This is a genomic window from Mesorhizobium sp. M3A.F.Ca.ET.175.01.1.1, from assembly GCF_004791945.1.
In the GTDB taxonomy this organism is placed as follows: domain Bacteria; phylum Pseudomonadota; class Alphaproteobacteria; order Rhizobiales; family Rhizobiaceae; genus Mesorhizobium.
In genome coordinates, this window is record NZ_SRTP01000003.1 from 116,521 (window position 1) to 132,742 (window position 16,222).

Consider the following 16,222-nt stretch of genomic DNA (forward strand, 5'->3'; position numbering starts at 1 on the left):
GAGCTGTCGCGCTGACGCCTGCTTCATCCTGCGATTCTGAAACTGATTGCGCGATATCGGCTAGCGCTTGCGACGCGCTGCCAGAACGGGACACAAAGCAATGGAACAATCATTCACGGTAACGGAAAATCATTTCGACGTCGGCGGTGGGATGAGTGTTTTCTATAAGGATTACGCACCCCGCACGCACTCGGACGCCGTTCCTCTTGTCTATCTCCCGGGTCTGATGCGCACAGCACGCGATTTCGATCGCGTTGCACCGCGGCTTGCCGCCGAAAGGCGGATCATCACCATCGATACGCGGGGCCGGGGAAAAGGTGGACGGTCTACGAATCCTGCTGACTATCGCTTCGACGCGCTCGTCGGTGATGTTTGGAGGCTGACCGAGGCTCTCGGTATCCAGCAAATGGTGCTGGCGGGCTTAGCAATTGGCGTTTTCATGTCCTGGCGCATGGCGGCGAGCCGACCAGGGCGCATCAGAGGCATCATTGCGAACGACACGGGAACCGAGACATTCAACCCGCTTGGCAAGAAGATGGTCGCCCTTGCCGATCATGACGAGTACAGCCTCGACGAAGCTGCGGAGAAACTGCGGGTACCGAATGAGAAGGGATTTCCGGACTTCGGTCTCGACGATTGGCGGATGTACGCGCGGCTGGTCTACGGGGAAATCTCCCCCGGCAAATGGGTGCGCGACTTCGATCCCGGAATTCACGTGGAGTGGGAGCGGGTCAAGACGGAGACTCCGAGCTTATGGGATGAGTTCGTGAAGGTCGGCGACATTCCAGTGGCGATTTGCCGGGGTGAGAACTCACGGTTCCTGACCCGCGAACACGCCGAGAAAATGGCGGCGGCGCTGCCGTCATCCTGGCTCGTGAACGTGCAGGGCCGCGCTCATCCGCTACTTCTCGACGAACCTGCTTCTCTCGCCGCCATCCGCAAAGTTCTCGCGCTGGCGGACGGCCGCTCGGCATAATCGGAGAGGTCAAATGCGCGTTCTCGTAACCGGTGCGGCCGGCATGCTTGGAAGCAGGTTAGTGAAGCGGCTCCTCGACCAGGGGGGCCTCGCTGGCCGTCCCGTGACGGCGATAGATCTTTTCGACGCCTTTCCCTGCACGCCGCCCGACGCTCCGGGGGTGGAGATCGGCACGTTCCAGGGTGACATCGCCGACGCTGCAATCTTAGACCGTCTCGCCGCGGCGAAGCCTGATTTCGTGTTCCACTTAGCGAGCATCGTTTCCGGCGAGGCGGAAACCAATTTCGATCTCGGCTATCGCGTCAATCTTCATGGCGGGCTCGCGCTTCTGGAAGCATTGCGGACCCAGGGCAATCGACCGCGCTTCGTCTTCTCCTCTTCGGGTGCGGTTTTCGGCGGGCCGGTACCGGACCTCATTGATGATGACTTCGCGCCGACGCCCCTGACATCCTACGGGTCGCAAAAGCTGATCGTTGAGGCTCTGGTCCAGGATTATACCCGTAAGGGCTTTATTGATGGCGTTTCGATCCGCCTCCCGGCGATCTGCATCCGTCCGGGCAAGCCCAACAAAGCTGCGTCCGGGTTTTACTCCGGCATCATCCGGGAGCCGCTCAACGGAGTCGAGGCTGTCGTTCCGGTACCACGGGACATTGTGCACAGCAGCGCCAGTCCGCGGTCGGCTGTGGGGTTTCTAATTCATGCGGCAGAAATTGACAGCGACCGCGTCGGCCATCGACGCAGCCTTAATATGCCTGGCGTCTTCTGCACCGTCGGCGAACAGATCGAGGCGATGGCGCGCGTCGCCGGACCTCAGTATCTGCGCTTGCTGCGCGACGAGATCGATCCCGCGATCGAGCGCATCGTGAGCACATGGCCGAAGGGTTACCAGGCCACGCGTGCCAAGGAGCTCGGGTTTACCGCGGAGGCGGACTTCGATGAGATCATTCGCATCTACATCGAGGAGGAAATGCCGAATGGTCTGGCGCCGGTGGGCAATCGGTAGAGAGACAGTCATGGCTACAGGCACTGCAATTGTTACTGGCGCGGGAACCGGGATCGGAAAGGCAGTCGCGCATGCCCTCCTCGGCGAGGGATGGAACGTCACCTTTTGCGGCCGGCGGCTTGATCGGCTGAACGCCGCGATCGCGGAATCTGGCGTGCCTCCTGGGAGAGCGCTTGCAAAGACGTGCGACGTCTCGAATTCGGCCGAGGTCGCAGAGCTGTTCGCTACCACGGTCGAGACCTTCGCGCGCGTCGACCTGCTCTTCAACAATGCTGGATCAAGTCATCCCTACGCCATGATCGATGAGGTGCCTGTCGATGCGTGGGAGAGGATCGTGTCGGTAAATCTAACTGGAGCGTTCTTGTGCGCGCGAGAGGCGTTCCGCATCATGCGCAATCAGAGCCCGATGGGTGGCAGGATCATCAACAACGGCTCCATTTCGGCCCACGCGCCGAGGCCGGGCTCCGTGCCTTACACGGCAACGAAGCACGCTATCAGCGGACTCACCAAGTCGCTCGCGTTGGATGGGCGGGCCTATTCTATCGCCTGCGGACAAATCGACATTGGCAATGCCGAGACGGATATGACGCAACGGATGTCCAGTGGTGTGCGACAGGCCGACGGTCAAATGCGATCCGAGCCTGTTATGGACGTCCATAATGTTGCGAGAGGGGTGGCCTACATGGCCGGTATGAGCCTCGATGCAAACGTTCTGTTCATGACCGTGATGGCGAGTGGCATGCCGTTCGTCGGGCGAGGCTAATTCTATCTTCCGATGTTCCCCGTGGCGCAGGTGGCCGCGCGCCCCTCGCCGGGCGAGGGCTGACGGCCGCTAGAGGGATGGATCCATGGGAAACAAAAGCGGATCGATGCGCGGGGGGCGGGTTGCCCTCATTGTGGCTGGGCCTCTGCCTCAAAGCGTGAAGTCCACGCTCGAACCGCAATTCCACCTTTTCGTCCTGCCTCGGCCTGACGCCGGCTTGGTGACTCGCGAAATGGCTGCGCTGGCGCGGGGGGCCGCGGTGATGGGCGGGGCCGGAGCTCCGTTCATCGCGGCCCTGCCGCAGCTTGAAATCATTTCGAGCCTGGGTGTCGGCTACGACAAGGTCGACGTCGATGCGGCACTGTCGCAAAACATCATCGTTACGTATACGCCTGACATTCTGAATGAGGAGGTCGCAGATGCCGCGATCGGCCTGCTCCTCAACACGCTGCGGGAGCTGCCCCAAGCGGAGGCGTTCCTCCGGGCCGGTCAGTGGCTGGAGGGTCCGTTTCCATTGACTAGGGGAACATTGCGCGGCCGCAAGCTCGGAATATACGGGCTCGGGCGCATTGGTCGGGCAATTGCACGGCGTCTCGAGGCGTTCGGCGCCGCGGTATCCTACCACAATCGCAAGCCAGTCCCTGACGTCCCCTGGCATTGGCAGCCGACCCTGCTCGATCTGGCACGCAGCGTGGATACGCTCGTCTGCGTTGTTCCGGGGGGACCAGGCACTACACATGCCATCAACGCAGAGATCCTCTCCGCCCTCGGCACGAATGGTGTGCTGATCAACATCGGGCGAGGCTCGACAGTGGATGAGGCCGCATTGGCGCACGCACTTCGCCATGGTGTGATTCTGGCGGCCGGGCTCGATGTGTTCGAGCATGAGCCGCGCGTTCCGGCCGAACTGCTCGACCTGCCGAACGCTTGCCTGCTGCCCCACGTCGGATCGTCGACGATCCACACGCGACACCTGATGGGCGAATTGGTGGCGCGGAACCTGGTCAGCTGGTTCAGCGAGGGGAGGGCGGTGACGCCGATTCCGGAATGTGTCGGCTCTAGATGAACACGGCCGGCGCGGCCGCTGGTTCAGTCGCCCGTCAGACCCGCTCCAGTGCCAAGGCGATTCCCTGGCCGACACCAATGCACATCGTTGCGAGCGCGAGGCGCTCGTTCCGTTCGCGCAGTTCGAGCGCGGCCGTTCCCGTAATTCGCGCACCCGACATGCCGAGTGGGTGGCCTAGCGCGATGGCTCCGCCATTTGGATTCACATGCTCCGCGCCTTCGGCGATGCCGAGATCGCGCAGCACTGCGATACCCTGTGAGGCGAACGCTTCGTTGAGTTCAACGACGCCGAAGTCCGATGGCTTCAGGCCAAGTCGCGCGCACAGCTTGTGCGTAGCCGGGGCGGGGCCGAAGCCCATGATCCGGGGCGCGACGCCCGCGGTTGCGCCGCCCAAAATACGAGCGATCGGGGTCAGCCCGTTTCGGGTCGCTGCGGCCTCCGAAGCGATGATCAGGGCTGCAGCGCCGTCATTGACGCCGGACGCGTTCCCGGCCGTAACGGTCCCGTTCTCGCGGAACGGGGTAGCCAGCTTCGCAAGAACATCAACGGTGGTGTCGGCGCGTGGGTGCTCGTCTTTGGATATGATGATAGGCTCTCCCTTCTTCCGCTGGATCGTCACCGCAGCGATCTCCCGGGCAAGCCGTCCGCTCGCCTGCGCTGCGACGGCCTTCGCCTGGCTACGGGCCGCGAAAGCGTCCTGCGCGACACGGGTTATGTCGAACAGCTCCGCGACGTTCTCGGCGGTTTCCGGCATGGGGTCGACACCGTACTGCTTCTTCATCAGCGGGTTGATAAACCTCCAGCCAATTGTGGTGTCGTAGATTTCGGCGTTGCGTGAGAACGCAGCTTCGGCCTTCGGCATGACGAAGGGGGCCCGACTCATCGATTCGCAGCCACCGGCGATCATCAGCTCCGCCTCACCCCCCTTTATGGCGCGTGCCGCGGTGATCACGGCATCCATTCCCGAACCGCAAAGCCTGTTGATGGTCGAGCCGGGCACTTCCTGCGGCAGGCCGGCGAGCAGGAGCGCCATGCGGGCGAGGTTGCGATTGTCTTCGCCGGCCTGATTTGCGCAGCCGAACAAGGCGTCGTCCACAGCGGCCCAGTCGACCGACGGGTTGCGCGCCATCAGAGCTTTCAGCGGTACCGCGGCGAGGTCGTCGGCGCGCACAGAAGACAGGGACCCGGCGAAACGACCAATGGGAGTACGGACATATTCACAGATGAAAGCTTCAGCCATTTCTTCCTACGACATCTAATTCGGGCGGTGTGAGCGTGAATGACCGCGCTCGCAAGGGGGTAGTCAGGCGCTGCAGCAACAACCATTCCCGGGCGAATGGGCGACCTCCGACATGCATCCTAATCGAGCTCTGACGTCAAAAACAACATCTAGGCGACGAAAATCGGAAATTAATTTCGGTCTAAATTTGAACCCGTACCGCCGTTTCCTGGCGACGCACCGGTCGGGCTCCGTCGCGGATTTTTTGCTTTAGCAGCTGCGACAAGAAGGGCTCCCGCGGCGATCGTCGCGGATCCTAACACCGCACCCAGACCGGGGATTTCGCCAAACAGTACTAGACCTACGAGGCAAGACGCGGCCAGAAGGGTGTGATCGATCGGCGCCACAACCGAAAGCGGCGCGATCATGTACCCCTTGACGACCAGGTACTGACCTACAAGGGCGAGCGGCCCCAAGGCAACAAGCAGCGAAAAGCTGCCAACGGAAACGTCGCTCCACGACAATAAGCAAGGGATCAATGTCAACCCGAAGGCAAACACGTTCATATGCGCGAGTGTCACTAGGGGGCTATCGGTTCGCGAGGATATCTTGAGTAAGAACCCGTCGAACGCGAACAGGAATGCGGACGCCAAGGCAGCCAGCGCCGGAATAAGCACGTCGGAACCCTCCCTTGAGAACGCTCCGCCTGATATCATGACGATCGCGCCTCCTGCCGTCGACAGCGACGCGCCGCCGAGTACTCGAGCGGTCAGCGGCTCACCGAGTATAATCGTGGCCAGCGCGACCGAGCCGATCACATGGAGCATACTGATAGCAGTGGCATCTAGAATCGGCATCCTGGCCGAGGCGTAGATGACAGCACCAACTCCGCCGACCGAGCACAAGGTGCGCAAGAGGTGCAATCCCCACCGACGGCTTTGCAGCGCGATGGGCCACTGACCCCGTAAGTACACGTAAGCCACCAGGGCGAGAATGCTCCCGAGATATCTCAGGAACATAATCGGCCCCAACCCTACGGCGCCGCCGGTCAGCTTCGACGACGCGAACACCAGGGCAAAGACGAGGGTTCCCGAAAAAACGTAGCAGACCGCTCGAAGATGCGGAAAGGCTTTGGCGTTCAAAGTGGTCTCCCGGCAAACGTGCATGTGCGCCTCCGAGATGAACGGCCCATCGTCATGCATCAGAATGTTGGTCGATAGATTTTCTGGGCACGGGATAACACCGTGCAATTGCATCCCAGTACGATCCTATGCAATGGCTAGAGTCAATAATCGAAATAAAATTCCATTGCTCAACGCGGGTGGCGACGCTAAATGTCAATCGCTCAATAGTGGACGCCGCGCCAATGCCCAATCTCCTATCCAACCTCCCGATTGACCAGGCGCTGCGCAGCAGGGAGCCTTGCCTGTGGACTAACTCCTGCGTGGCGCCGACCAATCCGGAGGCAGGTCTTCTCCGCCAGGCCGACGACGCAGCCGACCGTTTGAGGCGCGCCGATCGGCTGTTATCGGCTAGGTTCGGTATTCGGGCGAGCGACGAGCCGGTGATATCATCCGCACTGCTTGACGCAGGCCCTTATGGGCAGTCGGTGGGCATTGCCGGCTCCTGGATGGTAAAGGCGGATCACGCTTTACCGGTTGCTGGTTCCGTCAAAGCGCGCGGCGGCTTCCACGAGGTGATCGCGCTAGCTGAGCGTCTTGCGATCGCGAACAATCTGACCAGTGAGGGCGCCGATCTCATCGCACTCGATACACCATCGGCAAGATCGCTTTTTTCATCATACACGGTCGCTGTGGGCAGCACAGGCAACCTTGGCCTGAGCATCGGTATGATGGCGTCCGCACTGGGGTTCCGCGCAGTCGTGCATATGTCGAGCGATGCGAAGGAGTGGAAGAAGAATAGGTTGCGCGACCGCGGCGTCGAGGTTGTTGAGCACTTGGGCGATTACGCGCAAGCGGTGGCGAAGGGCCGCGAACTCGCTGAGCGGGACCCGCGGGCTCATTTCGTAGATGACGAACGCTCGATCGATCTTTTTGTCGGGTATGCTGCCGCTGCGCGGGAGCTCGCGGACCAGCTCGAGACAGCTGCCATTGCCGTCGATTCGGATCACCCGCTGTTTGTCTATATCCCATGCGGGGTGGGCGGAGCACCGGGCGGGATTACCTTTGGCCTGAAGCGGATCTTTGGCCCACACGTGCATTGCTTTTTTGCGGAGCCGGTGGCATCGCCCTGCATGTTAGTGCAGCTGCTTTCAGGGTCCGAAGAGCCAGTTTCGGTGTATGACATTGGCCTGGACAATCGAACCGAGTTGGACGGCCTGGCAGTTGGTCAAGCTTCCATGTTGGTCGCGCCGCTGATGAAGACTCGGTTGAGCGGTATCTTTACCGTATCCGACGAGGAGGCGTTCCGCCTCCTCGGACGCGCCCATGATGTCCTGGGACTTGACGTCGAACCATCGGCAGTGTCGGCCTTTGCCGGCCCGGTACGGTTGACGCAGAGCAATGTGGGCCGCGATTATCTGTCCCGGCACGGGATAGAGCACAAGGTCTCTGCATCAACGCATGTGATCTGGACGACTGGCGGCGCCCTGGTTCCTGGGCCAGAGCGCGAGCGCTTTCTCGTCCGGGCACACGCGCTTACTGACTGAGTGTCTGAACTATCCGACACCCCCGCATTGCTTACACCGTGTCACGCGTCGAAGCGTCAGGCGATCTCGCGCTCAGTCGTTTGCGTGAAACCCGAAATCACCCCCGCGGCTTCAAGGGAAACGATTGTTTTGTCGGAATAGCCGAGCACATCCTTCAGGATCGCGCGCGTGTCTTGGCCCAGCAGTGGCGGCGCGAGATAGTCCGCATCTTTCTGAGCTGCCAGTCCATGGGCGGGGCGGATCAGCTTGACGGGGCCGAGGTGCGGATTTTGCAGCGTTTGCACCATCGATCTCTCTTGGACCCCCCTGCTATTCAGCGCTTCTTCAACTGTCTTGACAATCCCGGCAGGTACTTCTGCCGCACTGCACGCCTCCATCCAATGTTGCCGGCTTTCCGAGCGGAAGGCGTCCTCGAGAATCGGGATGAGGACTTCCCGATTCTTGGCTCTTGCATTGGCAGTTTGGAATCTCGAATCTTCTGAAAGGCCGGGATTGCCTATCACCGACTGGCAGAGCGCCTTGAATTGGCGGTCAGTGCCGACGGCGAGGGCAAACGACCCGTCGGCGCAGTCGAATATCTGGTATGGCACGACAGTTGGGTGGGCGTTTCCATAGCGCTCGATCTTCGTTTCGCTGTTAAGAAACCCACTTCCGACATTGATAAGAAGATTGAGAGCGCAATCCATCAACGAAACGTCGATGTGCTGTCCCTCTCCGGTGCGCTCCCGATGAAAAAGTGCACCGAGAATTGATTGTGTTGCCACCATCCCGCACGCAATATCCGTAATGGCAATGCCAAAGCGGAGAGGCTGACCGCCTTTTTCTCCAGTTATGGCCATGAGACCGCTTTCGGCCTGTGCTATGAAATCATAACCGGGGCGCCTTGCCTCGGAAGTGTCTCGTCCATATCCGGTAATCGAGCAATACACCAGGTCAGGCTTGATCGCTCGCAACTGCTCGTAGCCGACGCCAAGGCGCTCAGCTGTGCCAACCCGAAAATTCTCCACGACCACGTCGCACTGCTCTGCGAGACCGCGCACGATCTCCTGTCCCTGTTCTGATTTCAGGTCGAGCGCCAAAGATCTCTTCCCACGGTTGGCGCTGAGATAATATGTACTGACGCCCTTATAGCTAGGTACAGACCAAGCGCGCGTGTCGTCTCCTCCATCGACGTTCTCGATCTTCCAGACTTCGGCGCCCAGATCGGCAAGGCTCATGGTTGCCCAAGGGCCCGCCAGAACTCGCGAAAGATCGAGAATCTTGATGCCTTCCAATGGAAGGCGACCTTTCGGCTTGTCTTGCGTAGTCACGTGAGTCCTCCCGGGTCGGCGTTGCGCATGCGGTTCACTATTGAAATTAAATTCCGTTTTGCTACCAATATAAGCAATGGCCGGGCGGTTCAATAGGGTCCGTCATTCAATGGCAACTTTGTGGGCGCGTCCGCTCTTTGGGTGGGAGGACTGCTCAAGGCTCGTGCCCGGTCGCTGGCGGGAAGATTTAAAGGTCATCTGAACTTAGCACGGCACGCAGAAGGCGGTGAACCAGATGAGCTATTCCGGGTCCCGAAGCCCCAACGACTCACTCACAAAATGCCGGCTGTCGGAATTATGTTTCATTTTTGTGTTGTGAAACTGATTGCATGTTGTAAGATCGCCTAACGAAAGAGGATCAGGTGCGATGCCACGTGAAATGCATCTCGTTGGCTACTGCTGCGTGACGCCGACGTGGCACAACAACGGTGCTTGGCGACACTTCGAAAGTGATGGCATCGAGGCGCTAAATCCGGAGCGCTACGAGAACATCGCGCGCATACTCGAGCGCGGAAAATTCGACGGCATGTTCTTCGTGGACGTGCTGATGCTCAATGACATGCATGGCGGATCATTCGCGCCAAACCTGCGGCAGCCCGGTCAGACCTGGATGCTGGAGCCGATGCAACTGCTGTCTGCAATTGCAAGGGTCACCACCCATCTTGGCCTCTCAGCCACCATGTCAACGTCCTTTTATCACCCGTATCATATCGCCCGTTCCTTCGCGACTTTGGATCACATGAGTGGCGGGCGTGCCGCTTGGAACATTGTCACATCAACCAACGACAACGAGGCTCGCAATTTCGGGAAGGACGCGCTCCTCGATAAGGCGCTTCGTTATGATTTTGCGGACGAAGTCGTGGAGGCCTGCCAAGCGCTTTGGAGGAGCTGGGACGAAGGCGCACTCATTCACGATCGCGAGAACGGCATCTACGCGGATCCTTCAAAAGTCCACTACGTAAACTACGAAGGCAAGTTTGTCCGAACCCGCGGGCCCTTGACGACACCGCGCTCGCCTCAGACGTCTCCGGTGCTGATGCAGGCGGGCTCGTCCGACCGCGGACGCCAGTTTGCGGCGCGCTGGGCGGAAGTCGTCTTTACGCTGCATGCCAATAAAGCGCACATGAAGGCATTCTACGACGATTTGAAAGGCCGCGTGGTAAAGGCTGGCCGCGATCCCGGCCACTGTGCCATTTTGCCTGGTATCGACGTGGTCATCGGCGAGACGGAGTCGATTGCGAGGGAAAAGGCGGATTACATCAATTCCCTGGTGAGCGCCGAACTTGGCGTTGCTGAGATTTCCAACGCTATTGGCGTCGACCTTTCGCAATACCCTCTCGATAAACCGCTCCAGGACATGGAGATCACCCAAGGCGCGCGTGGTATGCTCGACCTCATTCTCCAAGGCGCCGGGGACAAGACGTTGCGCGACGCGGGCTACATCTGGGGGGTACGCCAAATGGCACCCCAGGTAATCGGCACGCCTGTCATGATCGCCGACTTCATGCAGGAGTATTTTGAGGCCGACGCCTGCGACGGTTTCATCATTTCCCCGTCGCTGAGCCCTACCGCCTATGCGCAATTCGTTACCGGAGTTGTCCCGGAGCTGCAAAGACGAGGCATCTTTCGCAACGACTATAGGGGCCGGACATTCCGGGAAAACCTTCGCGATCACGGCGGTGGCTGATGGCTCGCTGCACGACGACAGACGCAATGGAAAATGCATGCTGACCAAAGAGCATCCTTTGTCCGATGAGGCGATAGATCGACTGTTCCGGTGCGCGCGGACCGCGAACGGCTGGTTGGACGAGCCCGTGCCTGACTCTACCCTGCACGATCTCTACGACTTGCTCAAAATGGGTCCGACATCGGCCAATTGTTCGCCGGCGCGGTTCGTTTTCGTTCGCAGCATGGAAGCGAAAGAAAGGCTCCGCCCCGCGCTCTCTTCCGGCAATTTGGCTAAGACGATGAGCGCACCGGTCTGCGTCATCGTCGCATATGACGAGGCCTTCTACGATAAGCTGCCGGTCCTATTTCCTCATACCGACGCTAGACCCTGGTTCACCTCATCGCGTGCGACGGCTGAGGAAACGGCGTTTCGCAACGGGACCCTCCAGGGAGCTTATCTAATCATGGCAGCTCGCGCCGTGGGGCTGGATGCGGGGCCGATGTCGGGTTTCAAGCGGCCGATCGTAGACGAGGCATTCTTCTCGGGCACGAGCTGGCGATCGAATTTTCTGGTGAATCTCGGCCACGGTGATCGGTCGAAACTGTTTGCCCGGCTTCCGCGCCTTCCATTCGAGGAGGCTTGCCGAATAGAATAGAAGACGGAAATGATCTGGGGATAAGCACAAAATAATTCCAGATCGGACTAATTAATTCCGCCTCACGTTGGAAGTATAACAGGAAAGAATGGGAGTAATTCAATGGAAAGAACTGGAAAAAATCTACAGCTGTCTCGCAGGCAGCTGCTTCAAGTTGGTGCTGGCGCTGCCGCATTTGCCGTAACGGCGGGCAAATCAGCGTTGGCTCAATCCTCATCGCCGACCGAACTGCTTGTCACGGGCGGCGGCGGTGACTTCGGCGTCAAGCTACAAAAAGCCTATTACGATGGCTTCCAGGCTGCATCCGGCATTAAGATAGTTCCCCAACCGTATAAGGGCCTAGCCGAACTGAAGGCCATGGTGGAGGCCAAAGCGTGGGGGCAGGCCGACGTCCTTCTAACTTCGGCGGGTGAAGCGGCTATGGCCGAAAAGCTCGGTCTGTCGGAGCCTCTGGACTATTCTTTGGTCAAGAAGGACGACCTCATGAAGGGCTCGTTCGGCAAGAACTATTTCTTGACCGACGTGGCTTCAAGCGTTCTGGCTTGGAACACCGATGCAGTGAAGCCGGGATCAGAGCCGAAGAACTGGGTCGATTTCTTCAATCCGTCAAACCGGGCGCCGCGGGCCCTCTTCAAGAACTGGAATCAGACCTTCGAGATCGCTCTGCTCGGCGCGGGCGTTCCGATCGACAAGCTCTATCCCATGGATGCGGATCTGGCACTCAAGACCCTGACTGCCATCCGCGACACCATCCGCTGGTACGAGGGAGGAGCTCAGTCGCAGCAGATGCTCGGCGGCGGCGAAGTTGACATGGGCATGTTGTGGGTCAATCGCGCTGACGGTCTTGTCACAGACGGAAAACCGGTGAAGTACCTCAACACCAACACGGTTCTTGATGGCGATGCGATCGTCATCCCGGCCGGTCACCCGAACAAGGACAAGGCGATGAAGTTCGCCGCCTATATGGCGACGCCAGAACCGCAGGCGAGGCTGACGAACCTTACACCGCTGGGGCCAACCAACGTTAAGGCGATCCCCTTAATTGAGCCGGACAAGCTTGCGAAAACAGCGACCGCTCCTGAGTTTGCGGCGACGAACCGATTCCAGGATTTTGCCTGGCTGGCCGACAATGGCGACAAGCTGACCGAGATGTTCAATAAGTGGTTGCTCGGCTGAGCTAGCGCTAAGATGGCTAATATTCGGGAGTGCCGCATCCAGCGCCTGCTGGAGCGCGGCGCTTCCGGTCATGAGGTTTGTCACGGAGAATCAGCAATGAGTGGCGGCAGGGCTTGGACGCCCGAGTTTTCACTTAAGTTCCTGATCTTGCCGCCGCTTCTATTCCTGGTGCCGACATTTTTGTTGCCGCTCGGAATTGTGGTCTATCGGAGCGTTGATGGGGTGGCATTTGATCTGCGTCAGTTCGCGGAAATCTTTTCCAATTCCACCTATCTTTATGTCCTTTCGCAAACCTTCAAGACGGCGGTCATGAGCACCGTTCTGGCCCTGCTCATTGGTTTCCCAATCGCCCATGTCATTTGTAATGCACGCCGGTTCTGGGCCGGTATCGCCTTTGCCTGCGTAATGGTTCCACTTTGGACCAGTGTGGTTACCCGAACTTATGCGTGGATCGCCTTGCTCGGCCGGCACGGGCTTGTCAACCAGATGTTGATCGACACAGGCGTGATCGATCAGGCCCTCCCACTGATGTACAATCCGCTCGCCGTGCAAGTCGGAATGGTGCAGGTACTGCTTCCGATGATGATCCTCCCCATATTGAGTTCGATGCGCCAGATGGACCGGACGAAGCTGATGGCCTCAGCAATCTTAGGCGCCAATCCGGTGCGGACCTTCATCCACATCTACGTGCCTATGTGCCTGCCTGGGATAATGGCAGGTTCCGTCCTGGTGTTCATCACCGCACTCGGCTTCTATGTGACGCCAGCTCTACTCGGTGGAGACTCGAACATGATGATTGCCGTTTTGATTGAGCAACAGGTTACCAAGACACTGAACTGGCCTCTAGCTTCGGCGTTGGCGACGGTACTGCTGATGATGGTGCTTCTTACCCTGTTGCTAGTCTGGCAGCTTGCAAGGCTGCGCGGTGTGAGGCTGGGGGTGGCATGAACTGGCGCATCTTCGACCGCATGGCGACAGGTGTCGCGATCGGTTTTTCGTTTCTGGGGCTGCTTTATCTGCTGACTCCAATACTGGTGATCATGCCGATCTCGTTTAGCGCGGACCGCTTCTTCACGCTGCCCATCAAGGCGGTGTCCTACCAATGGTACGATCGCCTCTGGAACAATCCGGGTTATCTATTGGCATTTGGTAACACCGCAGCCGTCGGATTGGCGACAGCGCTGATCTCGGCGACCCTCGGTACTCTAGCGGCGCTGGCTGTCGTGCGGGGCAAAGTTGTCTTCGGCCGGCCGATTTCTGGCATTGTCATGGCGCCGCTTGTCATGCCGCAGATCATCCTTGCAATCGGCGTATTCCCGGTTGTCGCAAGCGTCGGCATGATTGGATCGAAGCTTGCCGTCGCGGCTGTGCACTCGGCGGTCGCAACTTCGCTTGTCTTTACCACAGTCTCGGCCGCGCTCCGCGGTTACAGCCCGAATATGGAACTCAGCGCGATGACACTCGGAGCGGGTCACGTGAATACCTTCCGGCACGTCACCTTCCCGATGATCCGGCTAGGCATCCTGATTGGTGCGATTTTCGCGTTCGCCTTTTCCTTCGACGAGATCATAATCGCGCTCTTCCTTACGGACGCATCCTCTGTGACGCTTCCCGTCTATATGTGGAACGAAATCAGGTTTCAGATGGATCCTACGATTGCGGCCGCATCGGCCGTCGCGATCGTCTTTTCACTCAGCCTTCTCAGTGCGGTGGCGCTGCTCCAACGGGTCGGCCACCAACAAAACACAAGCGCAGAGGCTACACGATGAACGCGGTGGTCAGCGAAATGTCCCGTCTCTCGTCCCGATCAATGGGCATCGACAACCCAGGCGAACTCCAGTCAAACGGGCAGCCGATCGATTACCTCGGGATTTGCAAGCGCTATGGCGCGGCGGTCGCGCTGAAGCCGACAAACCTTCACATCGAAGCGGGCGAATTCTTCTCAATCATCGGGCCCAGCGGCTCGGGGAAGACCACGCTGCTTGGATTGACGGCTGGGTTCGTTGCGGCCAGCGAGGGGCATATCAAGATTGGCGGCGTCAGCATCGAAGGCGTGCCGCCCTTCAAGCGAAACATCGGAATGGTCTTCCAGAATTATTCGCTGTTCCCGCACAAGACCGTTGGCCAGAATATCGCGTTCCCGCTGCAAATGCGCGGGGTTCCGAAGCGCGAGATTGCCGCCCGGGTCGAAAGCGCTCTGCGGCTGGTGCGGCTCGACAATGTGGCCGACCGCCATCCCAATGCGCTTTCCGGCGGCCAGCAGCAGCGTGTCGCGCTAGCCAGAGCCTCCGTGTACAACCCCTCCCTGCTGGTCATGGACGAACCGCTGAGCGCGCTCGATAAGAACCTACGGGAGGAAATGCAGTACGAGATAAAACAGCTTCACTCCAAACTCGGCTGCACGGTGCTCTACGTCACGCACGACCAGGGCGAGGCTGCATCAATGGCAGAGCGCATCGCCATCATGAACCTCGGCGAAATCGTCCAGATTGGGTCCGCGAGAGAGCTCTACCGCAATCCACAAAACCGGTTTGTCGCATCATTCCTTGGGCAGGCCAACCTGATCCCCGTCGCCGGGCTGGAACAAGCGTCCACGGGCGTGATTGCAGTCACCGAGTTTGGCGACCGGATTGCGTCTGCTCGCAATTTTGTCGGGAGCGGGGCCTGTTGGATTTGTGTGCGGCCAGAAGCAATGCGGATCACACCCACGAGGCCGGAGATGGACAATACCGTCAAGGGCGTCGTCGTCGATTCGACCTTCATGAATGGCGTACAACGGCATCGTATAAGCATTCAGGGCCGCTTGGTGGTCGAGCAGTTTGAGCAAATCATAAGCGCTTCGTACACGCCGGAGATTGGCAGCGAGGTGTACCTGGGATGGCGCGCGGCGGACACGCTGGTCATCAGCGACATCTGAGGTTGGTGCGTCAAGCTTGAAAGACGACCTGAGGCGCAGCACGTTTGCAGCGCGATAGGGCCATGACTGTGGCCAGCTGAATCCTACCCTTGTTACGCTCTAGAGCGAGTGAGTGACTATGGCGGAAGGCCTGGCTCGTATGCGAGCGGCTGCGCGACTTACGCCGGAGGTGCCATCAGATCCAAAAAGATCGAGAGCAGTCGCAAGGGACTGCCGTTCAAAGGAACTTGTATGGAAAGTCAGTCGCAGCCAGGCGATGCGGCTGAAAACGGGCTAACTCACGGGATCGTGTGGAACGCGCGCTTGAAGTGGACCAGGGCTTCACCACCGAAATGTTCGATATCGAGTACATCGCCAACGATGAGCTCGTGGTCTCCGCCGGGCATGATTGAGTGAACTTCGCAAGTGATGCTCGCGACCACCCCATCGAGGATGGGCAGTCCCCATTGGGAAACCCTATGCTTCACCGAGGCCAACTTGTCGGTTGACTTGCTGGCGAACTGCATCGCGATGTCCGCTTGAGAGCTGCTGAGGAAGTTGATGCAGAACCGGCCTCCATCCTTGATGATAGGCAAGGTTAGGGATCGCTTGTCGACGGAAATGAGGAACTGCATCGGTGATAAGGAGAGGGCGATGACCGCACTCATGGTGAGGCCATTCAGCTTTCCGTCGCTGTCGGCCGCTGTGATGACGGCGACGCCGGAAGGCCAGTGGCTAGCAACCTCCTTGTAGAGAGCGGGCTCGATGGTGACTGTGGCTCGGGTTCCTACAGGCGTGGCCGTGCTCGCGTACATATTTCG

General features: G+C 59.2%; 15 protein-coding genes. 11 read left to right on the forward strand and 4 right to left on the reverse strand.

What is annotated here, in order from left to right; translation table 11 throughout:
- The first annotated feature begins 100 nt into the window (after positions 1–100).
- The 4 genes from EN818_RS08520 to EN818_RS08535 all read left to right on the forward strand — a co-directional run bounded on the left by EN818_RS08520 (position 101) and on the right by EN818_RS08535 (position 3,808).
- Positions 101–976 carry an alpha/beta fold hydrolase gene (locus EN818_RS08520; RefSeq protein WP_135904286.1) on the forward strand — a complete coding sequence of 292 codons (876 nt, stop codon included), beginning with the start codon at positions 101–103 and terminating at the stop codon, positions 974–976.
- Positions 977–989: 13 nt separating this feature from the next.
- On the forward strand, positions 990–1,979 hold the full coding sequence (gene denD / locus EN818_RS08525; protein ID WP_135904288.1) for a D-erythronate dehydrogenase: 990 nt from the start codon (positions 990–992) through the stop codon (positions 1,977–1,979).
- A gap of 10 nt (positions 1,980–1,989) precedes the next feature.
- Entirely contained in the window at positions 1,990–2,742 is a 753-nt protein-coding gene (locus EN818_RS08530) for an SDR family oxidoreductase (protein WP_135904290.1), read from the forward strand.
- 232 nt (positions 2,743–2,974) lie between these two features.
- Positions 2,975–3,808, forward strand: a complete 834-nt coding sequence (locus EN818_RS08535; protein WP_348631405.1) for a 2-hydroxyacid dehydrogenase — start codon at positions 2,975–2,977, stop codon at positions 3,806–3,808.
- Positions 3,809–3,842: 34 nt separating this feature from the next.
- Here the strand turns inward: EN818_RS08535 and pcaF are convergent, their stop codons facing one another.
- Positions 3,843–5,048 (reverse strand): 3-oxoadipyl-CoA thiolase, encoded by a 1,206-nt coding sequence (gene pcaF / locus EN818_RS08540; RefSeq protein WP_135904291.1) that lies wholly within the window; start codon positions 5,046–5,048, stop codon positions 3,843–3,845.
- 170 nt (positions 5,049–5,218) lie between these two features.
- The gene (locus EN818_RS08545; protein ID WP_189523781.1) at positions 5,219–6,169 is read right to left on the reverse strand and encodes a DMT family transporter; all 951 of its coding nucleotides are present in this window, start codon (positions 6,167–6,169) and stop codon (positions 5,219–5,221) included.
- 224 nt (positions 6,170–6,393) lie between these two features.
- Between EN818_RS08545 and EN818_RS08550 the strand changes: the two genes are divergently transcribed.
- A complete protein-coding gene (locus EN818_RS08550) occupies positions 6,394–7,695 on the forward strand; it encodes a D-serine ammonia-lyase (protein ID WP_135904295.1) in 1,302 nt (433 codons plus the stop codon).
- 56 nt (positions 7,696–7,751) lie between these two features.
- Here EN818_RS08550 and EN818_RS08555 read toward each other — a convergent pair whose 3' ends face one another.
- Positions 7,752–9,005 (reverse strand): CaiB/BaiF CoA-transferase family protein, encoded by a 1,254-nt coding sequence (locus EN818_RS08555; RefSeq protein ID WP_245518809.1) that lies wholly within the window; start codon positions 9,003–9,005, stop codon positions 7,752–7,754.
- A gap of 367 nt (positions 9,006–9,372) precedes the next feature.
- Between EN818_RS08555 and EN818_RS08560 the strand changes: the two genes are divergently transcribed.
- The 6 genes from EN818_RS08560 (at position 9,373) to EN818_RS08585 (ending at position 15,422) form a co-directional block, all read left to right on the forward strand.
- A complete protein-coding gene (locus tag EN818_RS08560) occupies positions 9,373–10,692 on the forward strand; it encodes an LLM class flavin-dependent oxidoreductase (RefSeq protein WP_135904297.1) in 1,320 nt (439 codons plus the stop codon).
- 40 nt (positions 10,693–10,732) lie between these two features.
- Positions 10,733–11,329, forward strand: coding sequence for a malonic semialdehyde reductase (locus tag EN818_RS08565; RefSeq protein WP_189523788.1), 597 nt, complete (start codon positions 10,733–10,735; stop codon positions 11,327–11,329).
- 102 nt (positions 11,330–11,431) lie between these two features.
- Positions 11,432–12,505 (forward strand): extracellular solute-binding protein, encoded by a 1,074-nt coding sequence (locus EN818_RS08570; RefSeq protein ID WP_135904300.1) that lies wholly within the window; start codon positions 11,432–11,434, stop codon positions 12,503–12,505.
- Positions 12,506–12,517: 12 nt separating this feature from the next.
- Positions 12,518–13,453 (forward strand): ABC transporter permease, encoded by a 936-nt coding sequence (locus EN818_RS08575; protein WP_135904303.1) that lies wholly within the window; start codon positions 12,518–12,520, stop codon positions 13,451–13,453.
- Entirely contained in the window at positions 13,450–14,274 is an 825-nt protein-coding gene (locus EN818_RS08580) for an ABC transporter permease (protein WP_135904305.1), read from the forward strand. Before EN818_RS08575 ends, EN818_RS08580 begins: the two co-directional genes overlap by 4 nt.
- Positions 14,271–15,422 (forward strand): ABC transporter ATP-binding protein, encoded by a 1,152-nt coding sequence (locus tag EN818_RS08585; RefSeq protein WP_135904307.1) that lies wholly within the window; start codon positions 14,271–14,273, stop codon positions 15,420–15,422. Before EN818_RS08580 ends, EN818_RS08585 begins: the two co-directional genes overlap by 4 nt.
- 278 nt (positions 15,423–15,700) lie before the next feature.
- Here the strand turns inward: EN818_RS08585 and EN818_RS08590 are convergent, their stop codons facing one another.
- The gene (locus tag EN818_RS08590; RefSeq protein ID WP_189523782.1) at positions 15,701–16,216 is read right to left on the reverse strand and encodes a flavin reductase family protein; all 516 of its coding nucleotides are present in this window, start codon (positions 16,214–16,216) and stop codon (positions 15,701–15,703) included.
- Between the last annotated feature and the right edge of the window lie 6 nt (positions 16,217–16,222).